Genomic DNA, 22360 nt, shown 5'->3' on the forward strand with positions numbered 1-22360 from the left:
CCAAGGGGCAGCGGGTGGATGAGAGTTGGCCGCACGGCGGGATCAGTACCTCGCATTACGGCCGGCACAAGGCGGAGCAGGAGGCTCTTCTGGACGGCTTCGACCGGCGGTACCCGGAAATCCCTCTTACCCGATTGCGTCCCGGCCTGGTTTTCCAGCAGGATGCGGGCAGCGAAATTGGCCGGTTCTTCCTGGGACCGCTGGTCCCGAGGTTCGTGCGGGACCGGCTGCGGTTCCCACTGCTCCCCATCCCGAATCGGCTGATCTTTCAGGCGGTCCACGCCGACGACGTCGCCGACGCCTAGTGGCGGGCGGTCAGCCGACGCATTGGAGGGGCGTTCACCATCGCCGCCGAACCTGTCCTTACCCCGGCAAAAGTCGCCGGACAACTGGGCGCCCGGCGTATGGTGAACCTCCCGGTGAAGGTACTACGGGCCGTCGTCGGGCTGGCCTGGGCGCTGGGTCTACAGCGCACCGATCCGGGGTGGATCGACATGGCAGCGCAGGCGCCCTTAATGGACACGGATCGTGCCCACACCCTACTGGGCGGGAGCCGGAGCATTCCTCGCTCGACGCCATGCGGGCTGTCCTGACCGGGCTCGCCGCCGGCGACGGCGTCGTCGGCTCCCGGAGCCTGAAGCCCCGCCGCTAGCCCCTCCCCCGCTGGGGTTGTACCCGTTCCAACAGAAGTTGAGCCAATCCGAGCTTGAGCTGCTTCCCGTCGGGAAACCAGGGCAGGAGATTGATGACATGGATGACGGCTAGGGACACGGCAATCCACTGGGGCACCCCGGCCAGGGAAAGGATTAGGAGGTAGGCTGCGCCAGCCGCTGGCCCCACGACAGCCGTTACTGCGGTACCCAATCCGTCAGGCGTTTGGCCGGCGACCCAAACCTCGGTGGCTGAGCAATGGACCTGTCCTGCAGCCGGATCGCTGGTGAAGCGCCTTAACACCCCTAGATGCGCGGACTCGTGAACAACCAACGAACTGGATGCTGCGACGAAGCCAATCGCGGAGATGGACAAGGGGGTAGCGAAGTCATCGGCAAGTACGCCAGTAATAACACCGGCAGCCAGGAACATCCCAGCCATGGCAGCAAGGGGGTAGCGGGCCCCGCACAGCACGGTGACGATAGCGCCACCCATGCCACGGCCGATATTTGCTTGTCTCCGCGACCTAGTGATCAATCGGCGGGCATGCCCGCTGCTCACCCCGTGACGTCCTGGTTACCGGATAGCCACCGGGCAGTCAGCAGATAGGCAGCCACGAGAAGTGCTGCGATTGCCAGTTGGAGAGCCAGGCCGAGGAGTACATCGCCGGCGACTGCGATCAGGGTTTGGACAGCAAAGGTCAGCCCGATGAGGCCGACCAGTGCCACCGCCTCGGAGACAGCCCCGCCAATTGATTGTTCGCGAGACACGGGTAGCAGCAGACCGATCAGGCACCCAGCGGCCATTTCGATAAAAAGGACAGGAAGGGCGGCAACCAGGTCGATGAAATACCAGCCGCTCCACAGCACCAGCGCGGTGCCGTAGATCAGAATCATGACCGCCCAGATAACTGTGACGCTGAGGAATTTAGGGAGGATCCACGCGTGGGGCGCTCCAGTCACCCGGTAAACCCAGTGATGCCGTCGGGTGGGGCCGTAGGCTCCAATACCAAACGCACTCACGATGGTCAGCACCAGATAGGTGGCTCCATATTCGTCTCCTCCAGCAATCCAGGTAACTACGATGGCTGCGATTGCGAGGCCGTTGATGAACAGGAGCAGGACGGCGTTTGCCGGAAAGCGCAGATGCTGTTTGATCTCCAGCGCCAGCAAGGAGTTTCCCAGCATGCCGCTCGCTGTGGCGAAGGTGCGACTTTGGGCACGATTGTTTTCGCGGGGTTCTGGGACTCGATCCAGCATATGGGACAGCAGGAGGAGCACACCGGGGGCCGCCGCAACGAGCACAAGGACCATGGCGGACGGCCGTGGGCCTCCTAACAGCCACGCCAGGACATTGCCGAGGATTGCCAACGGACCGGCAGGCTCCTGGTAGTTGAAGGGAAGTGCCCTGAAGAATGAGTAAACCATGAGCGCTGCCACCAGGAGCCCTGCAATCCCCTGCACCATAACTCCGTCACTGCGCACCGACCAGCTGATTGCGGTTCGGAAGGTGCTGAGCAATATGTGAACGAAGAGCGCTCCCAGAACGGCTAGATAGAAGGCAAACCCTGTACCCGCAACTGCTGTAAGCGGATCTCCAGAGACGATGAACTGAAGAATGAGAGGAGCCCCCATCAGCACCCCGGCAACCGTACCGACGATCACGGTCAACCAACGCAAGGAGGATTTCACATGAGCCGGGTGCACTGGCAACACCGAGAGCATTTCCGTCAATACCGTCCTGTTGGGGGCGTAGAGGCATGCCATGAGTGTTGCCAGCCCGGGAAGAGTAAAGACAACACCAGCGACCGGTGTGCTTATTTCCCGTGCCGTGTCGGTGTCGAGCCCCAACTGACGGCCCAGCGCCAGCCCCGAATAGACCGTCCAGGCAACCATCGCTACTCCCAGCACCCAGAGGACTAGCCGCGCCCTCGTGCGCGAGCCGAGGGAGCGGGAAATGTCGTTGAACCAGATCCGCCAGGTAATCCAGTGAATGGCACGGGTTACTGTGCCGGCGGACGGATAGTGGCTGAGCGCACTCATGGGAGGGCCTTGTCCTCCTGATGACGCGAGGCAGCTTTTGACCCGAGCCAGAGCAGTGTTCCAAGCACTAGCGCGAGAACTATTGGGCCCAGCGGGTTGAAATACATACTGGTCTCAGGCCCACCGGCCTGGTTTCTGCCGGAGCTGACTTCCAACACCACCGGAACCGAGACGTCGCCGCCGGTGACGAACGTGGCGACGAATATTGCCACCAACACGACTACTGAAATTACGGTTCCGATTCCCAACGCTTTACCGAAGTTCATAACTATTCCTTACTGGTCTTCAATGGAGCTCCAGAGGATTTTTCTCTCTGGTGCGGATGGTCAGGGAGAAACGAGCAGGTTCCGTAGCTGTTCTTCCTTGCCCTTCATTGTGGCTTTGAGGCCGGTTGCCTGAATGAACAGCTCTTCCAGGGATCCAGTTCCGGACTGCTCCATCAAACGGGCAGGTGTGCCGGAGCTGACCACTTTGCCGCCCGCGAGAATAACCACCGAGTCGCAATAGTGTTGGGCGGCAAGCAGGTCGTGGGTGGCGACCAAGGCAGCACCGCCGTCCTGTACGAAGGTCTTCAGAATGACATTCATCAGCATTCCCGCCTCGGGATCGAGGCCGCGCATTGGCTCATCCAACACAAGCAGTTGAGGATGATGCGCGAGCGCGAGCACGAGCTGAAGTTTGCGTTTCATTCCGTGGGAGTACGCCCCGACGTATTTGTCTAGGTGCTCGTCGAGCCCGAGCAGCTCAAGCAAGCGCTGTGAGAGGTGATCGTCGAATACCGGGCGGAGCCGCCGGTAGAATCCGACGGTCTCAGTACCCGTTAGGGATTCAGGGATTGGCAGGTCATCTGGAAAGAACCCAAAGAAGTCCTTAGCCGGCAAGGTTGAATGCTCCTCCCCGCCAATGAGGATCTGGCCCTCTGTCGGTTCGATGAATCCCGTAATAGAGTGAATAGTGGTGGACTTACCTGACCCATTAGGTCCCAGGAGACCGGTGACTTCCCCTTGACGAACGTCAAAGGAGACGTCCTGGACGCCTATCCGGGATCCATACATTTTAGTCAGGCCGGCTACATGTAGCGGGTCAGGTAAGTCCACCATTTTCTTCCTTCGTTAGAGTATGCAGGGAGTTACCGAGGGGCTAGTAGCAGCCAAGCTTGATGCCGATCTTGATTCCCCATGGCCCGCGGATGGCCTCGATTCTCCCGTTGAATCCTCCGTATCCGGCGTTCCGGCAGTAGACGAAGGCAATGGCCGCGGCTACGACCAAGATGCCAATCAGCACCAGCCAAACCCACCGGAAGCCAGTTGTTGCTTCCCGTGTGGTTTCGATGGTGCGGATCAGATGGTTTTGCAACCCGAGCTGCTTTCCTAACGTGTATTCAGCAATAGTGGACATGGTGCGCCTTTCCCAAGGTGTTGTTGGAGCTAAGGCGCCTATGTGATCTGCAGACACCTTGATCGACGATCGATCAAGTCCAATCCAAATGCCGTTTACAGATTAAGTCAATGAGTTTACACGGTTTTGTTTACTGTGAAACGACGAGGACTGCCGGCCCACCTTCGGGGCCGGCAGTCCCCGTCAGGCCCCGGCGATCAAGTAATCCCTCATACGGGCCAGTCGTCACCCCCGGAGAGCGGCGTGGCCAGACTGGACAGGGACGCCGAGGTGGCCCCGGTTGGGACAGATGCGCCGATTTCGACGACGCCTGCCGGACTGGAGACGAATAGAACCAATGCCAAAATTGTAGAGACCATGAATTCCCCCGCGTGTTCCGCTGATGATGTGACTATGACATGAATAGTGATATCTTGGTTTACAGAACTTGTAAAGCACTTTTCCCACCTGACAACTCTCGAGGTTTTATGACGATCGAATTCGGTGAGCAGCTCAGGGAAGCACGGCGCCGAGCCGGACTCACCCAACGCAAGCTTGGCAACGGGCGGTACTCGACCAGCTACGTCTCGCTGCTTGAAAGCGGCAAGCGGGAGCCAACCCCGCCAGTGCTGGTCGACTTCGCTATGAGCCTGGGCCTAAGCGAATCAGTACTTAGGTCCTGGACCAGCCCGGTTCGACCCGAGGACACAGCGCTCGCCGCGGCAGCACACAGTGCGAACATGATGTTCAATCTGCGTGACTTCACCGCATCGCTGGAAGCGGCCGCCTATGCGGCGCGGGTCGCCGCCGATATCGGGGACACTGCGCTGTGGTGGAATACGTCGTTTGTCGCGGCAGAATGCCATTACGCCCTGAGTGACTATCCGCCAGCACGGACCATCATGGAAGAACTGCTCGGCAGTCCACTGGCGGCCCGGTCCGACCCATTGAGGGCCAAAGCGGCCACTTTCCTTTCCTCAGTTCACCGCCTTCAAGGCAACTTCCCATCGGCTATAAAACTGGCCGAGGATGCCCTGGCTGCCTCCGACCCGACCCTCTGCGCGGTAGATGCCGTCCAGGCGTCAATGGCTCTGATCGCCGCAGCAACCGAACTGGGCCAGCTGGATCAAGCCTGGGAAACGGCCGCGGCCCTCAGAGGCTCATTGGAGAATACTGACCTTCCACGGCAAACCCGGGGAAAGGCGGCCTGGGCGATCGGCAACACCGCTTACGCCAGACGGGACATCGCTACCGGCCAGGTCTGCCACCATCGGGCTGCCGAGTTGCTCCAGCCGGGCGACAGCCTCGAACTGTGGACACATTTCCTGCAAGCCGCCGCGTCCGCACGACTCAGGGCCGGCATAGCCGATGCTGCTACCGAAGATCTCATCAATCGAGCGGAAGTAGCTGCGACATTGCTCAACGCACACGACGACGAGGTCAAGCTGCAGCTTATCCGTGCCCGCTGGTACGCCCTCACTGACGCCCCCGAGCGAGCGCTTTCTCTCCTGAAGGACGTCCACACATATCAGGAGATACTTTCGTCTTCACAACAGGCCGAGGTTGCCCTGCTTCTCGGCCAAATGCATCGGCAGCTCGACCACCCGGCGGAGGCACGAACGCATTTCCTCTCGGCGGCAAAACGTTTTGCCGACACCGGACTGGCAGATCGCGCCTCAGAAGTCCTGGCGCAGCTCATTGACATCGATGAGCCGGCTACTCCTTAACGGCCCCGGCGGAAGCGTTCATGATCTTCTTCTGGAAGACGAAGAAGACGATTGCCACCGGAATGGTCATCAGCGCAGCAGCTGCCAGCTTCAGGGGGTATTGCGTTCCCTGGCTGAGCTGACCTGACGCCAGCTGGGCGACGCCCTTGGTCAGGGTAGTCAGGGCCGGGTCCTGGGTGGAGATGATGAAGTGGTTGAGTTCGTTCCAGGACCCCTGGAAAGACAGGATGACAATGGTCATCACCGCAGGCCGGGCCATCGGTAGGACGATGGACCAGAACGTACGGAAGGTGCCGGCCCCGTCCACGCGGGCCTGCTCCTCCACGCTCGGCGGGATGGATTCGAAGAAGTTCTTCATGATGAAGACACCCGCGGCATCAGCGAGTAGCGGCAGGATCATGCCAGCATAGGAGTCGTAGATCCCCAGTTGGTTGATCACCAGGAACTTGGGGATCAGGAGCACGACGCCGGGCACCGCCATGACAGCGACCAGCAATGCGAACACCAGGCCGCGGCCACGGAAGTTGATGCGGGCCAGGGCGTAGCCGGCGAGGCAGTTGAAGAACACCCGCCCCGCTGTCACAAAGATGGTGACGATGAAGGAATTCTGGGCCCATTTGGGGAAATCCGAGTTGGCGAACAGGGTTTCGTATGCCGCAAAGGTCCAGTGCGGTGGGATGAGTCCCAGCGGGTCCTGGGCGGCGTCGGGCTCGGTCTTGAAGGACGTGGCCACCTGGATGATGAACGGGAAGATATAGATGATGGCCAGCGTGACCAGCACGAGGTAGGTGATCCAGGCGCCACGAGTGACCTTCCGCCGCCGGTTCTTGACCCGCTGCGGGACCTCAGCTGCCGGGGCCGGCTCTGATGCTGGAGCAGTGGTGATGCTCATCGCCGGTCTCCTTCGGTGGTGCCAGTCGTGGTGGTGTCGCCAGGGCCTGTGCCGGTTGCGCGGTCAGAATGCCGGACGGTCGACTGCGCCGCTGCCATGGTTTTCGGATCTGCGCCCACCGGAACCATCCGGCGCCGTTTGGGGATGTCCCGTTCCCGCAGCGCGTACCGTTGCAGCAGGGTAAGCACCACGATGATGCCGAAGAGGACGAATGCGATGGCTGCACCTTCGCCCCAACGCTGGTTGTTGAAGGCGGAGTTGAAGGACAGGTAGGCCGGGGTCAGCGTGGTCTTCGCCGGGCCGCCCTGCGTGCCGACGTAGATTTGGTCAAAGACCTGCCAGGTACCGATCAGCCCGAGGGTGAGCACAGTAAACAGGGTGGGCCGAAGCATGGGGAGGGTGACCTGCCAGAACCGTTGCCAACCCGAGGCGCCGTCGACCATCGCTGCCTCCTGCACTTCCCCGCTGATGTTCTGCAGGGCGGCAATGAAAAGCAGCATGAACGTGCCCGAGGTGGTGAAGATGGCCATCAGCACGAACGCGCTCATCGCTACTGACGGTCCGGCCAGCCATTCCCAGCCGGGGATTCCCAGGAAACCTGGGTCCTGCAGTCCGGCCGGAGCCTGGTTCAGACCGAAGACTGAGAACACAATGTGGAAGACACCGCGCGGGTCCTGGAACCAGTTGGGGCCGTCGATGGCAATGAAAGAGAGCACCTTATTGACGACGCCGTTTGCGCTGAAGAGGAACAACCACAGCACGGTGATCGCCACGGAGCTGGTCACCGAGGGAAAGTAGAAGGCGGTGCGGAATAGGCCGCGGCCCTTGAGTACCTGCTTGTTCACCATGACCGCCAGGAACATGGCTAGTGCGGTCTGCAGGGGCACTACCAGCAGCACGTAGTAAAAGTTGTTCCGGATGGCGGTACCGAAGTCCCGTGCAGCGAGGCCTTCCCCGCCGAGGATGCTGGAGAAGTTTTCGCCGCCGACAAAATTGACGTCGCCGCCGAAGGGGCTGCCGCGTCCGGTCCAGTCCGACACGCTGACCCAGATAGCCATCAGGACAGGGATCACCAGGAACAGGCCGAGGATCAGTACCACTGGGGAAATGAAGAGCCACCCGGTCAGGCCGGTGCGACCCTGAATGCCCGTGCGTTTCCTGAAAGCCGGCGGTGATTCCGTGCTGCCGGACGGCTTCTTTGCCGCTGTACTACGTGCCACTGTGTCCTCGTTCTATTACCCCAGGGTCATTAGATGGTGGTGACCGCAGGAGCGCCCGATAGATCGGACGGTCAGGGCGCTCCTGCGGCGGTGGTGCTGCTGTTATCCGGCGTCGGCTACGACAGCTTCCATGTCTGTCTGGAGGGTGTCGAGCACCTGCTGAAGATCAGCGGTTTTGATGGTCTCAAGCTGAGCGTTCAGTTCCGCGAGCACATCCGAGGCACCGGGCTGGGCTGGCAGGTTCTGCGCGTAATCGCCACCGGCGATGAACGCTGCGAGGTCCGGGTACGTGGTGGCCCACTCCTCGGCGGCAGACTGCAGCGACGGCATGACGCCGAACGCTTCAGCGAAACCGAGCTGGCTCTCGACCGTGGTCAGGTGAGCGACCAGTTCCTTGGCGCCCTCGATGTTGTCGCTGTCAGCGGCGATGCCCCAGCAGTTGGTGAACTGCAGGGTTCCCGGCCCAGCGGGACCGGCGGGAAGTTCGGCTACCTGATAGTCGACGTCGGGGAAGTCGTTGGTCATGGCACCGGCAATCCAGTTGCCTTCGATAACCATGGCAGCCTGACCCTTGCCGAATGCTTCGCCACCCCAGCCTGCGCCGAGATCCGACGAGTAGGAGGCAACGCCGTCGTTCATCATTTCCTGCACGTAGGTCAGACCCTCGACGTTTTCGGGGCTGTTGACGGTTGCTTCACCATCGGTGACCAGCCCGCCGCCGGCCTGCGCGGTGAAGACGCCGAGGCGCTGGAATTCAGGACCGAATCCGAGGCCAACCACGTCGTCGGTGGTGAGTTCCTGGGCAACGGTGCTGAGCTCTTCCCAGGTGGTGGGAACGTCGTCTTCGGTGAGGCCGGCCTCTTCCCAGAGGGTGTTGTTGATGATCAGGCCCAGGGTGGAGAAGTCCTTGGGTGCACAGTAGAGCTGGTCTTCGTAGGTGAAAGCCTCCTGGAGGGCAGGGTAGAAGTCGTCCTTGTTTTCCAGGTCGTCGCCATAGGGCTCCAGCGAACCGTTCGCCGCGTACCCGGCGAACAGGTCGGTGGATACGTAGAACACGTCGGCTGGCTCGCCCGAGGCGAAACCCTGGCTGAGCTGCTGCGGCAGGTCGGAGGCGACGCTGACGCTCGCGTCCATGCCTGACTCGGAAGCCCAGGCATCGACGGCGTCGGTGACGGCGGTGGTCTCTGCCTCGCCGGAGGACCCGATCAGCACGGAGATCGGGGCGTCAGTGGCGCCCTCCGACTCGGTGGACTCACCTTCTGACCCCGAGAATCCCGATCCGCCACAGGCGCTCAACGCCAGGGCCGCTGCAGCTGTAACAGCGACGGCGAGCGTCTTCCTGCGGGTGCGGAAGTTTCCAGTCTTCATTGTCTGTTTCCTCATTCTTTTGTTTACTTCGAACTATCTAGGGGGGATTGAAGTGTGTGGGTCATGCCAGCCAGCCGTCGCCAGCGAGCGGGTGCGGGAACCGTTGCGCCAGGGTGGGCCGCAGCAGGAGGTGTTTGTCGGGGCGGCCGCTCTCCGCGTCACCGGACAGGGTATGGGTGAGCACTCTGATGATCTGCCGGGCGGCGTCCTCGATCGGCTGGGCAACGCTGGAGAGCCCGACGGCGGTGGCCACCGGGGTGTCGTCGAAGCCGATGACGTCGGGGGTCGCGGGGGCGGGGTGGTGGCCCCTGAAGGTCGCGAGCGCACCGAGTGCGAGGCTGTCGCTCGCGCAGACGACGGCGGTGGCTCCGGCGGCGATGAGCTGCTCGGCGGCGCGCGCGCCAGCAGGGACGCCGTCGTGCACCTCGACGTCCAGCTGGTCTGCAAACACGCCGGCCGCTTGCAGCGCGCGCCGCCACCCGGTCCGGCGGTCATCGCCGGCGCCGGAGCCGGTTGGCCAGCCGATGAACCCGATCGCCGTGTGTCCCTGGTCGAGCAGCAGGCGGGTGGCCTGCTCGGTGCCGGCGCCGCCGTCGACGTCAACCCAGGGGTGCAGTGAGCTGAACGGATCTTCAGTGTCGCTCCACGGTCGGCCGAAGGAAGCGAACGGGATCTCATGCTCAAGCAGCCAGGCCGTGCGCTGGTCGCCGTGATGGGTGCCGGTGAGGACAAAGCCATCCAGGTCGGCGACGTTGAGGAGGTCTTCGTACTGCCGGACTTCGTCGTCATCGGTGGCTGCGCTGAACAGGGTCAGACGGTAGCCGTCCCCCTGGGCGGCCTCAGTGAGGGCATGGAGGAACCGGTCGAGGATGGAGCCGTTGATACCATCCACCACCGGCATCATCCGGATGCCCAGGTTCATGGAGCGGCGGGTTCGCAGTTGCCGGGCGGCGGAGCTGGGCCGGTATCCGCTCTCGGCGATGGCGTGCTCCACCCGCAGCCGGGTCTCTGGCTTGACCCGATGGGGGGCGTTGATAACGTTGGAAATGGTCTGCCGGGACACGCCGAGGGATTCGGCCAGGCTGACCAAGGTTGCCTTCGCCATCGAACTCCCTCGTTTCCCAATCACGGCAGTTTCTGATGGACTGCCTGTTTACAACAATATGAACGTTCAAATATGATGTCAATCACTAAGTTGAACGATCAAATAACGTTTTGGCGATAGTGTCAAGGCGACAACACCCACCACCCAGGAGTTCATGTGGCCTACCGCCAGCCGTATCTGCACAACCTCTCCGGCGTTTTCAGCGCGCCGGTCCAGGCCTGGGCGGACGATCACGGCCAGATTCGCGGCCATGGTGCGCAAGGCATCCACTGCGGTGACGACAGGGTCCTCAAGGAGGTCATCCTGACGGTCAACGGCGAGGAGGCCGAGTGGGTTTCCACTCAGGTCCGGTCGGCCAACCGGGTGGATTACCTCTACTTCGTAAGGGTCCAGGCCCCCGTCGCTGACCCACTGCTCTACCTCACCCGGACCCGCATCGCGGATGCCGAAGGTATCAGTGAGGAGATCAAAATCCAGTCGGCCCACAGTTTCCTGGCCCATCTTGAGGTGCAGTGCCGCCTGGTGGCGGACAGCACTCCGATGGAGAAGGTCAAGTCGGGCGCCGCGCCGCATGTCGACATCGATGTCACCGGCCCCCGCTGGAACTGGCGTGGCCCGGACACCTCGGTGACGCTGGACACCGGCAGCGCCCGTACCGAGTACGAGGGCAATCACATCCGGCTCATCTGGATGACCGAGGTGGAGCCCGGCGGTACCGTTGTCCTGCCGTGGCGGGTTTCCCTCACGGACAGCGCCGCCCCGATGGTGGCACCGAGCACTCCCGTCCTGGAGGCCCCTCGACTGGCCGAACCCCGGCTGCAGAGCCTGCTCAGTCAGTCGGTTTCAGACCTCAACGGGTTGCGGATGGCCACGGCGGACCGGCCGGAGGACACTTTCCTGGCCGCCGGGGCGCCCTGGTTCTTCACCATGTTCGGGCGGGACTCTCTGATCGCTGCACGAATGCTCCTTCCGCTAGATACGGCTCTCGCGGGCAGCACCCTGCGCGCTCTGGCCTCACGTCAGGGTGACAGCACTGATCCACTGACCGCTGAGCAGCCGGGCAAGATCCTGCACGAGGTCCGCCGTGGCACGCTGCAGTTCGAAGAGGGCGGGAACGGGATTTCCCTCCCCCCGGTCTACTTCGGCACCATCGACGCCACTCCGCTGTGGATCTCCCTGCTCCACGATGCGTGGCGGGCCGGTCTGCCTACCGCCGAGGTGGAGGCGCTGCTGGATCATCTGGAAGCAGCACTGGTGTGGCTGCGCGATCACGGCGATTCCGACGGCGACGGCTTCCTCGAATACCTCGATACCAGCGGCCACGGGCTGGCCAACCAGGGGTGGAAAGATTCAGGGGATTCAATCCGCTGGCACGACGGCGCACTCGCCGACGGCCCGATCGCTCTCGCAGAGGTCCAGGCCTACGCCTACGAAGCCGCGATGGGCGGGGCGGCCCTGCTGGACGCGTTTGGCCGACCGGGCTCGGGCGACTGGCGGGATTACGCCAACAAGCTGGAGATCCGGTTCCGGGAATCCTTCTGGTGCAGCGATGAACTCGGGGCATACCCGGCGATCGCGCTGGACGCCGCGAAGCGCCCGGTCGACGGAGTCACCAGCAACATGGGTCATCTCCTCGGGACGGGCATCCTCAACCTCGAGGAGCAGGCTGCGGTGGTCCGGCGGTTGATGGACCCCACCATGTTCTCCGGCTACGGCATCAGGACCGTCTCCACCACCAACGGCGGGTTCTGGCCTACCCGGTACCACGCCGGATCAGTGTGGAGCCATGACACGGGCATGATCATCAGCGGTCTCACCAAGGATGGCTTCGCCGACGACGCCCGCACCCTCGCCTCAGGGCTCCTCCGCGCCGCCGAGGGCTTTGACTGGCGCCTCCCGGAACTGTTCTCGGGCCACGCGTCCGACGACGTCTGGCCGCCGGTCCCCTACCCTGCGTCCTGCCGCCCGCAGGCGTGGGCAGCGGCGTCGGCGGTCCCGATCGTGACCGCTCTCGGGGGCTTCGCCTAGCCCTCGAGGGCGTCCTGCGGGGTGTGCGGAGGGTGAACTGCCTCCCAACGCTGGCGGGGCAGCGCCTCACGATGATTCGTCTGCAGGAAAATGACCATGGATTCGCGGATCAGGCACTGCAGGTCCCACAGGGCGTCGTTGTCTGCTGCGCTGACCAGTACCCGGGCACGCACCATCCCGTCGGTGGCCTGGGTAATTTGCAGGGTGCTGGTGCGTCCGTCCCAGAGCGGGGTGTCGCTGAGCACCATGAGCAGGTGAGCCCTCATGGACTCGATCGGTACCCGCCAGTCGAGGTCCAGATCGACCGTTCCCAGCAGTTCGGAGCGGCTGCGGGTCCAGTTCTCAAACGGCGTGGTGGTGAAGTAGGTCGACGGCAGGATCAGCCGGCGGTCGTCCCAGACTTTGACCACCACGTAGGTCATGGTGATTTCCTCGACCGTCCCTAACTGCTCTTCGACGAATACTGTGTCATCGATGCGGAGGGCGTCGGTGAAGGCCAGCTGCACCCCGGCGAATACGTTGGCCAGAGAGCTCTGCACTGCCAGTCCAGCGACGATCGAGATCAGGCCCGCCGATGCCAGAATGCCCGCGCCCAAGGCCCGCACCTCGGGGATCGTCAGGAGGACGCTGGCCAGGGCGAGGGTAATCACCAAAGCCACCCCCACCCGGCGGGCCAGCATGATCTGCGTCTTGAGACGCCGCATGCGCCCATGGTCAACCGTGTCCCGCCCGTACTTCCGCAGCGCTACCGCCTCAAACACGAGCAGGAGCGACGCGACCAGCCACGCGACAGCACCAATCAGACCCAGCACCAATGCGTAGTCCACCGGCGCAAACCAGTCAGTGTCAGCGGCGGTCACTCCGAGGGCTATCCGTGCACCAGCAATTGCAAGCACTAACCGGACAGGATTGAGCGCCCGACTGGAGGCGCCTTGGATGGCGGGCACCTTCCGCAACGATCGGGCACCGACCCGCCGCAGGATCGCCGCCAGAAGTACTGCTGAGATCAATGCCGCCGCGACGGCGACCACCGGTGCAAACATACTGACGAGTTCATCCATGACTTCACCGTCTCAGACGACAGTGGGTGACTGTCCAGCCGGAAGGGTGAACTGTGGGGAGACTCTCATCTCCCCCTCAGGCCGGGATCAGGGCCTGGCTAGTAGAGGAAAATGTCGAACCATTCGCGGTTGTGTGCGTGGATCAGCACCAGGAACAACACAAAGTCGAACAGCAGGTGGACCGCCACAATGTAGCTCAGCGATTTGGTCTTCTTGAAGATCCAGCCCTGCACCAGAGCAAAGGGGTAGATCAACAAAGGCCCCCAGGCGTGGAAGCCCAGTTCCCAGAGGAACGAGGTGAACAGCACCGCCTGCAGCATGTTGGCCTGCCAGTCCGGCAGATGCCGCCGCAGCAGGGTGAAGGCGGTGCAGATGAAGAACAGCTCATCCCAGATACCCAGCACGTTGGTCCCAAGGAACAGCCTCGCCACCGTGCTCCCATCGGACGCCGCGGGCCAGTTCTCAAACACGCCAGTCGGAATCATATAGACGGGAAGCAGGAGATACCCCATCACGACGACGGCCATCAGGTACCAGCGCTCGGTCCTCGTCCACTTCTGGCCCGTGAAAACGGGAAACCGAATCGCATGGTCCCTGAAGACAAACCGGGAAATCGAATACGGCAACCCCACCGCGAGGACCATCGCCGTACCCATGATGAACATGTGGCTGAAGCTGATATCGGTGGTGATCGGCACCAGACTCATGATGACCAAACCCAGCGCAAGTAAGGACAGATCCTTGAACAGCTGCCGGCCAATGACGAATGATGACGCCAGCGCCGCTGCGAGCAACAGGTAGCCCAACCACCGCTGATCCAGCCCGAACATCACAAACCCCGACGAGGCAACGAGCACCGCCGGAACCAGGTTCGCAGCGCTCTTGCGGGTCTCCCGGAGGGTGTCCGGTGCGGATGTCATACCCATGAGATTACCGTCGGGGCCGAGTCGGTAGGAGCAGATGGAGGAATTTCGGAGGATTTGGCGCTATACAGGAAACAGGAATGCCATCACACCACCGGGAGCTGCACCATGGAATACGACTTCGATGTCCTCATTGTTGGCGCCGGACCGGCGGGCATGGCGGCCGCGGTGCGCGCCGCAGAGCTGGGCGCCCGGGTGGGCGTGGTGGAGCGGGCGCGGCTCGGCGGGACCTGCGTGAACTCCGGGTGCGTGCCCACGCGGGTCCTCGCGAAGACGGCCCGGCTGTACCGGGAGGTCCGCACCGCCTACGACTACGGGATCGTCGTTGCCGAGCCCTCAGTCGACTGGCCCCAGATTGTCCGCCGGGTCAGGTCCACCGTGGACCGGGTGCTTGCGGCCAAGGGGTACGACGACGTCGTCGCCCGGTTGGGCATCACCCTGCTCACCGGCGACGCGTCGTTCGCTGATTCACACACCCTGACCGTGGGCGGCCGCCCGGTGACCGCCGGATCCGTCATCCTCTGCGTGGGCGGCAGCGCGCGGCGGCTACCCATTCCTGGCGCCGAGCATGCGGTGCTTCCCCCGGACATCCTCGACCTGCCGGACCTCCCTGGCGCGATTGCAGTGATCGGCGGCGGGCACACCGGGGCTCAACTGGCCACCATTTTCCACGCGCTCGGCTCGCGGGTGCTGCTGCTGGACCTGGCGCCGCGGATCCTCACCACCGAAGACGCCGATGTCTCGGCCGCGGTCACCGACGGATTCCGCACCCGGGGTGTGCGCGTCGAGACAGGGATTGCCGGGATTGATCACATAACCAAGGACGACGACGGGCTGCGCCTGCACTGGCGCAACGCCTCCGGAGAACACGTCGAGGTGATGGACGCGGTGGTGATGGCTGCCGGGTGGCCGGCGAACATCGACTCCCTGGACCTGCCGGCGGCCGGGATCCAGGCCCAACGTAATGCCATCCCGGTGGACGACTATCTGCGCTCAAATATCCCCCATGTCTTTGTGGCGGGTGACGCGAACGGGTCCAGCATGCTGGTGCAAGCCGCGGTCTTCGAGGGAGAAACGGCCGCGGAAAACGCTGTCCTCGGGGCGCACCGGACCACCCCTCACCATCTGCTGCCGGCGGGCGGTTTCACCGATCCGGACTACGCCGGGGTGGGCCTCACCGAGGAGGCGGCACGGCAGCGTGACCGGGAGGCGGCCGTCGTCGTCGTGCCCTACGGCGAGGTGGAGCGGCCCATCATTGACGACCGCGAACAGGGGTTCCTGAAACTGGTGCTAGACCGGCATCGTGAGCTGATCCTCGGCGCGCACGCGGTGGGCGAGAACGCCGTCGAAGTGATCCAGGCGGTCGCTGCGGCGATGGCCGCAGGGACCGACGTCGCTACCCTTGCCCGGGTGAAATTCGCCTACCCCACCTACACGGCGATCATCGGGGTGGCGGCCCGGGCAGCCCTCCGTCGCCCGCCCGGGGACCCTGGGGACTCCGGGGACTCGGAGCGCCCGTCTGCCCCCGCGTCCCCCTCATTGAGTCAACACCAATGACCAGTTTCCCGTCGGATTTTGGTTATATGTGTTGACTCGACGCGGGGGATGCGGGGGTGGCGGTGGCCGAACGCGCGTCCCGACGTCGCCAGTACGCGGCAAGGACGGCACCGGAGACGTTGTGCCAGATGGAGAAGATGGCGCCGGGCAAGGCAGCCTCGGGGGTCAGATACTGGCGGGCGAGGCCGGCGGCGAGACCCGAATTCTGCATTCCCACCTCGATCGCCGTGGTCCGTCGCGACGCCGTTGGCAACCGGAATAGCCGGGCCGCACCGTAGCCGAGCGCGTAACCGAGCCCGTTGTGGAGGATGACGGCCACCAGGACCAGCAGCCCCGCCGAGAAGATGATCCCGGCGCTGCCGGAGACTACAGCCACCACCACCAGCGTGATTGCGCCGACCGACAGCCAGGGCAGCACGGGAAGGCACCGGGCAACCAGTGACGGCAGGAAGCGGCGAACCGCCAGTCCGAGCAGGACGGGGAGCAGGACAATCTGAACAATGGAGAATGCCATGGACCCGGCGTCCACCGGCATGTACTGTCCGGCGAGCCAGAGCGCCAGCACCGGGGTGAGGAGGGGTGCAAGCAGGGTGGACACCGATGTCATGGCGACCGAAAGGGCGACGTCGCCCTTGGCCAGGTACGCCACCACATTGGACGCGGTGCCGCCCGGGCAACACCCGACCAGAATGACGCCCGCGGCTAGCGCGGGAGGCAGTCCCAGAGCCGCTGCAATCAGCCAGCCGAGGATCGGCATGATCATGAACTGCGCCACCACTCCGATCACGACGGGCACCGGACGCTTGGCGATCAGCGCGAAGTCCGGTGCGGTGAGAGTGAGGCCCATCCCGAACATAATGATGCCCAGCAGGGGGTTGATCCACGGCCCCATCCCCGTGAACGTGCCGGGGGTCAGGACGGCGACGGCGCCACCAGCGAGAATCAGTAGCGGGAACAGGGTCACCGCCAGGCGGGCGCTCCGCTCCTCGGCGGCAGACTCTGGAGCGGAAACGGGCGGCGTGTCTGGGGTAGCTGGCAGAGGAGACATACCTACTGGACTACCACGGTTGCTTCGGTCCCCTGTAATTGTCCAGCCAGTGTGAACGCGGTGCTGCTAGGGTTGAACCATTCCGAAACTGCACAGTGGACTTACCATTATGTGCCGCGGGGTGTGCAACCACCCTCCCGCTGGCTATCCCACTGCAGAGACTTAAGGAGCACAATGGCAACTATGGACAGCAAGTTTTCTGTAACCGAAGAGTCGTCGAGCAAGCATCCGCATGATTGGGGCCGGGCCATGGCAGTGGCGATCAGCCGTCTGGTCGAAATGGCGCATGAGGCAGGTGACGTGGTGGAGCACGAAAACCTCTATGGAGAGGACCTTCATCTGTTCGTCCGCGAGACGGAAGAAGGCGCGGACATCACCATGTCCTGGACGCCCAAGGAAACCAAGGATCCATCACCCAAGAGGTCTGAATGGGAAATCTAGGAGGAACTCTATGACAGCACCAAACCCCGACCCCCAGGGCGACAAGATCACTGGGCTAGAGCCGGGCGGCGGAGTTCCGCCGGGCGAGACCCCACCGGGCGAATCGTCGACAGTCGGACCACAGGGTCACGATGAGGGAACCTCCAAGGGGAACAACCCATTGCCGTGGCTGGTCGGCATTGGAGTGGTCTTCGTGGCCTGCATCGTGCTGTTCGTTGTCGGCCGTCTGGTCGACGTCTTCTGATCCACGCCGCACAGCAACGCGCCCGTAGTAATCCACTACGGGCGCGTTTCCTGGTTAAGGGGTGCTACAGGCTGTAATACTCCCGCAAGGCAGCAGCCTGCTCGTCGGTCAGCTCCGACTCGGCTGTCAGATCCGGCGCATCCGTGATCTTGTTCTTGGTGTATGCGACGTGCAGGTCGCCGCCGTCGAGCCGGGCGCCGCCGAACGGGATGAAATGCTCCCGGGTATTGAACAGCCCGAGGGCCACGGTGACGAAGGTAGGCTCGCCGGTGCGCGCATCCAGGTGAACCTGTGACACCTCGCCCAGCTTCTCACCGTCGGCGTCCCAGGCGGTGGCTACCTGCAGGTCGTGAATGTCCAGCTGTGCCATGGTGCATCTCCATCCCTTGGTGAAACTAAGTGTGCTGATCCTATTCCAGCCCACGCACGCCCGGAGAGCAACTTCAGCCGCCGGGGATGCCCACAGAAACGGCCCCCAGGCTCAGGCTCGCCGGTTACAACCGGCGAGCCTCGCCCTGAGGGCCGTTTTTCCCGCTGGGAAGCGCGTTTAGCCCTCAGCCTGTTGTGCAGCCTCATCCAGCATGGGAAGGAACGTGTCCAGGGCCCAGGGAAGGCTCAACGGGTTGGCTGCGGAAATGGACAGTGTCAGGGTGTTGTCCGGGTCCGCCACCAGGGCGCCGGACTCCACCGCCGGGATCTGACCCAGCAGCGGGTCTTCGGCGATGGCTTCGATGGTCGACTCGTCCGGCACCCAGGTCACGAAGATGTCAGATTCCAGCTCGTTGGCACGCTCGGCGGACCAGGGAATGAAGAACTCCTCTGAGCCCTCGGTGTTCTCGGTGACGACGTCGGCCTGCACCATCCCGATCGATTCAAGGAACCGTGGCCGGTTGTCGTTCGCCGTGTAGATACTCACGCCTTCGGCACTGGCGGGCTCAAGGTTGCCGTAGATGAAGGTTTTGCCCACGACGGACGGGTACTCAGCCGCTGCAGAGGCAACCGTCTCTTCGGTTTCGGTCACCAGCTCTTCGGCTTCCTCGGCCAGTCCAAGGGCCTCCCCGATGATGCGGGTCGACTCTTGCCACGGGGTGCCATAGGCAACCTCGGGGTACGCAACTACTGGTGCGATCTCGCTCAGGGTGTCATAGTCTTCCTGCGTCAGCCCCGAGTATGCCGCCAGGATGATGTCCGGGTTGGTTGCAGCAACCTCGTCGAACGCGTACCCGTCAACTTCCGAGTACTGAACCGGTGCGTTTTCGGTGCCGATGGCCGCACCGAGCTCCTCGAGCTTGGCGTCCTTCCATGGCGTCGAATCGTTCTCGTTTCCACCGTACGCATCGCTCTGCATCCCCACGGGGACGACGCCGAGCGCCAGGGCAACATCAGCGTTGACCCAGTCGACTGTGGCCACCCGCTCGGGCAGCTCGGGGATGACCGTCTCGCCGAAGGCGTGCTCGATCGTCACGGGAAACTGATCCGCCGCTCCGGCAGCTTCGGGAGCCCCGGAACTCGAGCCGCCATCAGCGGGGCCCGTACTGCAGGCGGACAGGGCAAGGATTGCGGCGGCTGCGGTGGCGGCAGCGGCCAGACCGCGCATGCGTGTGGGGGCCATGGGGCTCCTCGACTTTCGGGAAACTGAGACTCGCGTCCGTCCGGACGCAACGAAAGTAAGGTTACCCTACCCTTACGTCTATTACGAAATGTTTGTGTTGCGTAATAGATAATCGCTTAGGGCTGTACAGCCTGCTGGGTTCCGGGTTCAATCGCTCGGTAGATGAACCACGCGGCTGCCCCGAACAGCGGCGCGACGACGACGAGCGCTATCCAGACCGCTTTGGCCGTCGAGGGGAGCCCTGCGCCGCGCGCAATCGAGACGATCGCCGCGAGAGCGAGACCTGCCAAAGCAGCCCACGCGACGACTATCCACACCATCCACGTTCCCAAACCCAGCATCGTCCAGTCCCCCTTAGTGCTCCCCGACGATGAGCGCCGGCCGAGCCGTCGTCGTCCGCGTGGACCCTACCCTAGCGAAGAGCCGGTTCCGGCGCAGTGGCAGCCAGCGACGAAAGATACGTCACGAGCGCCCCCGGGGCGGAGCGCGGCGCCTGGGCCTCGACCACAGCGTTGTAGTTGGTGTTGGTATTGACGTCATAGGTCAGCACCCGGCCGTCGGCGGTTTCAATGAACTCGATCCCACACACCTCAATGTTGTTCCGGCGGGCAAACTCAAGGTATTTCTCGATGATCGGGTGGTCAAAGCCCTCCCGCAGGCTGAACAGCTGCTGTCCTTCCTCCGGTTCGATGGTGGCGCCGGGCGGCATGATGGGTTTGCCGGTCACCGGGTCGATCGCGCACGCGTCGGCCGGGCAGAGTTGGAATCCGCCGCGCGCCGTATCAGCCTGGATGGCGTAGATGAACTCGCCGCCCACAATCTCGACCCGCGTGATGATGGGTTCCGCTGCCTGGATGAACTCCTGGATCAGCGTGATACCGTCCTGGGGTTCCTCGAACTCGGGCGACGCCACGTAGTCGGCCAGTTCCTCATGGCTTTCAAACTTCCGCACACCCAGGCCCTTGCCGCCCTGGTTGTGCTTGGTGATAAACGGCGTCGGGAAGCCAGCCGCGGCGTCGAGGATCCGTTCTTTGCCGATGGCCGCGACGGTGCGGGGCGTCTCGATGCCTGCCGCCTTCAGCGCGGTCAGCTGATCCACCTTGCTCATCTCCAGCTCAAGGATCCGCCGTCCGTTGACCGTGCGACGGCCGTGCGCTTCCAGCCAGGACAGCACCGCCCGGGCGTAATCCTTGGACAGCCCATGATCCCTGGTGTGCGACGATGCACTGATCCGCGACCAGAAGATGCCCTCGGGCGGCTCCTGGTCGAGGTCGAGAATGCCGTCGGTGAGCAGCCATTCCTCCACCTCGACGCCCTCCGCTTCGAAGGCCTTGGCGAACGGCGGGAACCATTCAGGGTTTTCATGCAGGGCATAGATCTTGGTCACGACGTACCTCCAGCTTGGGTTCATCAGGCATAACGGCGCCCGCAGCAGGCCTATTCCGCTGCCCGACGACGGCGCCATCTACTCGGGCAGGAAAATGCCGTTCCCCGGCCCGAGGGGCAGGTCGAGGAAGAAAAACACGCTCAGGATTGCCACCCAGGCGAGCCAGAACGGCACCACGAACGGCAGCATCCGGGCCATCAGCGTGCCGAGGCCAGCCTGCGGCTCGTACTTCCTCAGCATGGTCAGGAGCACAATCATGTACGGGTTCAGCGGGGTGATGACCTGCGTCGCGGAGTCGCCCACCCGGAACGCCGCCTGGATGAAGGCCGGCTCGTAGCCCAGCAGCACGAACAGCGGCACGAACACTGCAGCCATCAGCGTCCACATCGCCGAACCGGAGATGATGAACAGGTTCAGGATCGATGCCAGCATGATGAACGCCAGGATGGCCGGATATCCGGTCAGTCCGATCGCTTCCAGCCCGCCCGCGCCAGCGACAGCGATCCACTGTCCAATCCCCGACCAGTTGAAAAGCGCAATGAACTGGCCCAGGATAAACGCCAGCACCAGAAAGCCGGCCATGTCCTTGATCGCCTCACCCATCACCCGAGGGACGTCCCGGCCGGTGGTGATGGTGCCAACAATTTTCCCGTACACCAGGCCCGGCACCACGAACATGCTGAAGACGACGAACACAATCGAGCCGAGCAACGGCGAGGTGGGCAGGAATCCGCCCTCCTCGTTCCGCCACGGCGACGCCGGCAGCGTGAAGGCCACCACCAGGACGACGGCGAGGATCGCCCCGCTGATCAGGGCCCACCGCAGCCCCTTGCTTTCCCGGGGTGTCAGATCGGCGCTGAGTTCAGCGCTGGTGGGAGCGACAGGGGCATCCTCATCCCGGACCTCTTCGCGGGGGATGCCCTGCCGGTTAAGGCGCGGTTCGAGGATCTTGTCGATGACAAACCCGGCGATCGCCATCAGGACGATCGAGGACACCACGTTGAAGAAGTAGTTGGACACGGGGGTGACCGTGGACCCGGCGTTCGGCAGCGTCTCGGTGACCGCCGTCGTGATACCGGCGAAAAGGGCGTCGAGGCTGGTGACCAGGACGTTGGTTGAGTACCCGGCTCCGGCTGCGGCGAAACCACCCAACAGTCCTGCGACCGGGTGCCGGCCCGCCGCCTTGAACACCAGCGCCGCGAGCGGTGGGATCACCACAAACGCCGCGTCGGACATGATCGACCCGGTCACACCCACGACGCCCACAGCGTAGGGCAGCGCCCAGCGCGGTGCGCTGCCGAAGGCCTTGCGGATCATCGCGGCCAGCAGGCCTGATTTCTCGGCCACCCCGACAGCCAGGAGGATCGGCAACACGGTGGCCAGCGGCGGGAACCCCAGATAGTTAGGGCCCAGGCTGGTGGTGAACCAGGTGAGACCCTCGGCGGTGAAGAGTCCCCGGATCGGGGTGATCTCGTCGCTCCCGGGCAGCTGGACCGTGACATTGGACCAGGCCATCCCGGTCGACACCACAGCGGTGATGCCGAACAGGATCAGGAAAAGCATGAACGGGTCGGGGAGCTTGTTGCCGACCCGTTCCACCCCGTTGAGGAACTTGTCGGTGACCCCGCGCGGGGCGCTGGCGATGCTGGACATGGGTGGTGCTCCCTTGACTATCGG

24 protein-coding genes are annotated in these 22360 nt (G+C 63.5%); 7 read left to right on the forward strand and 17 right to left on the reverse strand.

Features of this window, described 5'->3' with window-relative positions:
• The first annotated feature begins 14 nt into the window (after positions 1 to 14).
• Positions 15 to 305 carry a hypothetical protein gene (locus IWX62_RS16220; protein ID WP_333483202.1) on the forward strand — a complete coding sequence of 97 codons (291 nt, stop codon included), beginning with the start codon at positions 15 to 17 and terminating at the stop codon, positions 303 to 305.
• Positions 306 to 484: 179 nt separating this feature from the next.
• Positions 485 to 652 carry a hypothetical protein gene (locus IWX62_RS16225; protein WP_333483203.1) on the forward strand — a complete coding sequence of 56 codons (168 nt, stop codon included), beginning with the start codon at positions 485 to 487 and terminating at the stop codon, positions 650 to 652.
• On the opposite strand, the gene IWX62_RS04025 is transcribed toward IWX62_RS16225, so the two are convergent.
• The 5 genes from IWX62_RS04025 to IWX62_RS04045 form a co-directional block, all read right to left on the reverse strand.
• Positions 649 to 1146, reverse strand: coding sequence for a hypothetical protein (locus IWX62_RS04025; protein ID WP_196840074.1), 498 nt, complete (start codon positions 1144 to 1146; stop codon positions 649 to 651). The genes IWX62_RS16225 and IWX62_RS04025 overlap by 4 nt on opposite strands.
• Before the next feature lie 62 nt (positions 1147 to 1208).
• The gene (locus tag IWX62_RS04030; RefSeq protein ID WP_196840075.1) at positions 1209 to 2693 is read right to left on the reverse strand and encodes a hypothetical protein; all 1485 of its coding nucleotides are present in this window, start codon (positions 2691 to 2693) and stop codon (positions 1209 to 1211) included.
• Positions 2690 to 2959, reverse strand: coding sequence for a hypothetical protein (locus IWX62_RS04035; protein WP_196840076.1), 270 nt, complete (start codon positions 2957 to 2959; stop codon positions 2690 to 2692). The genes IWX62_RS04030 and IWX62_RS04035 overlap by 4 nt, the downstream gene beginning before the upstream one ends.
• 60 nt (positions 2960 to 3019) lie before the next feature.
• Positions 3020 to 3793, reverse strand: coding sequence for an ABC transporter ATP-binding protein (locus IWX62_RS04040; RefSeq protein WP_196840077.1), 774 nt, complete (start codon positions 3791 to 3793; stop codon positions 3020 to 3022).
• A gap of 40 nt (positions 3794 to 3833) precedes the next feature.
• Complete coding sequence (locus IWX62_RS04045; protein WP_196840078.1) at positions 3834 to 4091, reverse strand: hypothetical protein; 258 nt, start codon at positions 4089 to 4091, stop codon at positions 3834 to 3836.
• A gap of 467 nt (positions 4092 to 4558) precedes the next feature.
• On the opposite strand from IWX62_RS04045, the gene IWX62_RS04050 reads away from it, so the two are divergent.
• Complete coding sequence (locus tag IWX62_RS04050) at positions 4559 to 5797, forward strand: helix-turn-helix domain-containing protein (RefSeq protein ID WP_196840079.1); 1239 nt, start codon at positions 4559 to 4561, stop codon at positions 5795 to 5797.
• Here the strand turns inward: IWX62_RS04050 and IWX62_RS04055 are convergent.
• The 4 genes from IWX62_RS04055 to IWX62_RS04070 form a co-directional block, all read right to left on the reverse strand.
• Positions 5787 to 6689, reverse strand: coding sequence for a carbohydrate ABC transporter permease (locus IWX62_RS04055; protein WP_196840080.1), 903 nt, complete (start codon positions 6687 to 6689; stop codon positions 5787 to 5789). The genes IWX62_RS04050 and IWX62_RS04055 overlap by 11 nt on opposite strands.
• Positions 6686 to 7834: a carbohydrate ABC transporter permease gene (locus tag IWX62_RS04060; RefSeq protein ID WP_333483211.1), complete on the reverse strand. Its 1149-nt coding sequence runs from the start codon at positions 7832 to 7834 to the stop codon at positions 6686 to 6688. Before IWX62_RS04060 ends, IWX62_RS04055 begins: the two co-directional genes overlap by 4 nt.
• Before the next feature lie 177 nt (positions 7835 to 8011).
• On the reverse strand, positions 8012 to 9277 hold the full coding sequence (locus IWX62_RS04065; RefSeq protein ID WP_196840081.1) for a sugar ABC transporter substrate-binding protein: 1266 nt from the start codon (positions 9275 to 9277) through the stop codon (positions 8012 to 8014).
• 61 nt (positions 9278 to 9338) lie between these two features.
• Positions 9339 to 10382, reverse strand: a complete 1044-nt coding sequence (locus IWX62_RS04070) for a LacI family DNA-binding transcriptional regulator (RefSeq protein ID WP_196840082.1) — start codon at positions 10380 to 10382, stop codon at positions 9339 to 9341.
• 156 nt (positions 10383 to 10538) lie between these two features.
• Between IWX62_RS04070 and IWX62_RS04075 the strand changes: the two genes are divergently transcribed.
• Positions 10539 to 12410, forward strand: coding sequence for a glycogen debranching N-terminal domain-containing protein (locus IWX62_RS04075; protein WP_196840083.1), 1872 nt, complete (start codon positions 10539 to 10541; stop codon positions 12408 to 12410).
• On the opposite strand, the gene IWX62_RS04080 is transcribed toward IWX62_RS04075, so the two are convergent.
• Complete coding sequence (locus tag IWX62_RS04080) at positions 12407 to 13471, reverse strand: mechanosensitive ion channel family protein (protein ID WP_196840084.1); 1065 nt, start codon at positions 13469 to 13471, stop codon at positions 12407 to 12409. The two genes, IWX62_RS04075 and IWX62_RS04080, sit on opposite strands and share 4 nt — an antisense overlap.
• A 98-nt stretch (positions 13472 to 13569) precedes the next feature.
• The gene (locus IWX62_RS04085) at positions 13570 to 14391 is read right to left on the reverse strand and encodes a CPBP family glutamic-type intramembrane protease (protein ID WP_196840085.1); all 822 of its coding nucleotides are present in this window, start codon (positions 14389 to 14391) and stop codon (positions 13570 to 13572) included.
• Positions 14392 to 14502: 111 nt separating this feature from the next.
• On the opposite strand from IWX62_RS04085, the gene IWX62_RS04090 reads away from it, so the two are divergent.
• Positions 14503 to 15951 (forward strand): dihydrolipoyl dehydrogenase family protein, encoded by a 1449-nt coding sequence (locus tag IWX62_RS04090; RefSeq protein ID WP_333483204.1) that lies wholly within the window; start codon positions 14503 to 14505, stop codon positions 15949 to 15951.
• 22 nt (positions 15952 to 15973) lie between these two features.
• On the opposite strand, the gene IWX62_RS04095 is transcribed toward IWX62_RS04090, so the two are convergent.
• A complete protein-coding gene (locus IWX62_RS04095) occupies positions 15974 to 16999 on the reverse strand; it encodes a bile acid:sodium symporter family protein (protein ID WP_196840086.1) in 1026 nt (341 codons plus the stop codon).
• A gap of 174 nt (positions 17000 to 17173) precedes the next feature.
• Between IWX62_RS04095 and IWX62_RS04100 the strand changes: the two genes are divergently transcribed.
• On the forward strand, positions 17174 to 17440 hold the full coding sequence (locus tag IWX62_RS04100) for a hypothetical protein (RefSeq protein ID WP_196840087.1): 267 nt from the start codon (positions 17174 to 17176) through the stop codon (positions 17438 to 17440).
• 10 nt (positions 17441 to 17450) lie between these two features.
• On the forward strand, positions 17451 to 17684 hold the full coding sequence (locus tag IWX62_RS04105; protein ID WP_196840088.1) for a DUF6480 family protein: 234 nt from the start codon (positions 17451 to 17453) through the stop codon (positions 17682 to 17684).
• A 64-nt stretch (positions 17685 to 17748) separates the two neighbouring features.
• Here IWX62_RS04105 and IWX62_RS04110 read toward each other — a convergent pair whose 3' ends face one another.
• From IWX62_RS04110 to IWX62_RS04130, 5 genes are all read right to left on the reverse strand, one after another.
• Positions 17749 to 18054, reverse strand: a complete 306-nt coding sequence (locus IWX62_RS04110; RefSeq protein WP_196840089.1) for a PRC-barrel domain-containing protein — start codon at positions 18052 to 18054, stop codon at positions 17749 to 17751.
• Positions 18055 to 18231: 177 nt separating this feature from the next.
• The gene (locus IWX62_RS04115) at positions 18232 to 19296 is read right to left on the reverse strand and encodes an ABC transporter substrate-binding protein (protein WP_196840090.1); all 1065 of its coding nucleotides are present in this window, start codon (positions 19294 to 19296) and stop codon (positions 18232 to 18234) included.
• Between the two features lie 116 nt (positions 19297 to 19412).
• Complete coding sequence (locus IWX62_RS04120) at positions 19413 to 19616, reverse strand: PLDc N-terminal domain-containing protein (RefSeq protein ID WP_196840091.1); 204 nt, start codon at positions 19614 to 19616, stop codon at positions 19413 to 19415.
• A gap of 92 nt (positions 19617 to 19708) precedes the next feature.
• Positions 19709 to 20683: an ATP-grasp domain-containing protein gene (locus IWX62_RS04125; protein ID WP_442859231.1), complete on the reverse strand. Its 975-nt coding sequence runs from the start codon at positions 20681 to 20683 to the stop codon at positions 19709 to 19711.
• 78 nt (positions 20684 to 20761) lie between these two features.
• On the reverse strand, positions 20762 to 22336 hold the full coding sequence (locus tag IWX62_RS04130) for an AbgT family transporter (RefSeq protein WP_196840092.1): 1575 nt from the start codon (positions 22334 to 22336) through the stop codon (positions 20762 to 20764).
• Positions 22337 to 22360: the final 24 nt, after the last annotated feature.

The sequence above is a fragment of the Arthrobacter sp. CAN_A1 genome (assembly GCF_015751665.1).
Taxonomy (GTDB): domain Bacteria; phylum Actinomycetota; class Actinomycetes; order Actinomycetales; family Micrococcaceae; genus Arthrobacter_D.

What these genes read in the sequence shown, in the direction of transcription:
- IWX62_RS04025 (WP_196840074.1), bottom strand. Translation starts at nt 1,146, where the DNA reads ATGGGTGGCGCTATCGTCACCGTGCTGTGCGGGGCCCGCTACCCCCTT.
- IWX62_RS04030 (WP_196840075.1), bottom strand. Translation starts at nt 2,693, where the DNA reads ATGAGTGCGCTCAGCCACTATCCGTCCGCCGGCACAGTAACCCGTGCC.
- IWX62_RS04035 (WP_196840076.1), bottom strand. Translation starts at nt 2,959, where the DNA reads ATGAACTTCGGTAAAGCGTTGGGAATCGGAACCGTAATTTCAGTAGTC.
- IWX62_RS04040 (WP_196840077.1), bottom strand. Translation starts at nt 3,793, where the DNA reads ATGGTGGACTTACCTGACCCGCTACATGTAGCCGGCCTGACTAAAATG.
- IWX62_RS04045 (WP_196840078.1), bottom strand. Translation starts at nt 4,091, where the DNA reads ATGTCCACTATTGCTGAATACACGTTAGGAAAGCAGCTCGGGTTGCAA.
- IWX62_RS04050 (WP_196840079.1), top strand. Translation starts at nt 4,559, where the DNA reads ATGACGATCGAATTCGGTGAGCAGCTCAGGGAAGCACGGCGCCGAGCC.
- IWX62_RS04055 (WP_196840080.1), bottom strand. Translation starts at nt 6,689, where the DNA reads ATGAGCATCACCACTGCTCCAGCATCAGAGCCGGCCCCGGCAGCTGAG.
- IWX62_RS04065 (WP_196840081.1), bottom strand. Translation starts at nt 9,277, where the DNA reads ATGAAGACTGGAAACTTCCGCACCCGCAGGAAGACGCTCGCCGTCGCT.
- IWX62_RS04070 (WP_196840082.1), bottom strand. Translation starts at nt 10,382, where the DNA reads ATGGCGAAGGCAACCTTGGTCAGCCTGGCCGAATCCCTCGGCGTGTCC.
- IWX62_RS04080 (WP_196840084.1), bottom strand. Translation starts at nt 13,471, where the DNA reads ATGGATGAACTCGTCAGTATGTTTGCACCGGTGGTCGCCGTCGCGGCG.
- IWX62_RS04085 (WP_196840085.1), bottom strand. Translation starts at nt 14,391, where the DNA reads ATGACATCCGCACCGGACACCCTCCGGGAGACCCGCAAGAGCGCTGCG.
- IWX62_RS04090 (WP_333483204.1), top strand. Translation starts at nt 14,503, where the DNA reads ATGGAATACGACTTCGATGTCCTCATTGTTGGCGCCGGACCGGCGGGC.
- IWX62_RS04095 (WP_196840086.1), bottom strand. Translation starts at nt 16,999, where the DNA reads ATGTCTCCTCTGCCAGCTACCCCAGACACGCCGCCCGTTTCCGCTCCA.
- IWX62_RS04100 (WP_196840087.1), top strand. Translation starts at nt 17,174, where the DNA reads ATGGCAACTATGGACAGCAAGTTTTCTGTAACCGAAGAGTCGTCGAGC.
- IWX62_RS04105 (WP_196840088.1), top strand. Translation starts at nt 17,451, where the DNA reads ATGACAGCACCAAACCCCGACCCCCAGGGCGACAAGATCACTGGGCTA.
- IWX62_RS04110 (WP_196840089.1), bottom strand. Translation starts at nt 18,054, where the DNA reads ATGGCACAGCTGGACATTCACGACCTGCAGGTAGCCACCGCCTGGGAC.
- IWX62_RS04115 (WP_196840090.1), bottom strand. Translation starts at nt 19,296, where the DNA reads ATGGCCCCCACACGCATGCGCGGTCTGGCCGCTGCCGCCACCGCAGCC.
- IWX62_RS04120 (WP_196840091.1), bottom strand. Translation starts at nt 19,616, where the DNA reads ATGGTGTGGATAGTCGTCGCGTGGGCTGCTTTGGCAGGTCTCGCTCTC.
- IWX62_RS04130 (WP_196840092.1), bottom strand. Translation starts at nt 22,336, where the DNA reads ATGTCCAGCATCGCCAGCGCCCCGCGCGGGGTCACCGACAAGTTCCTC.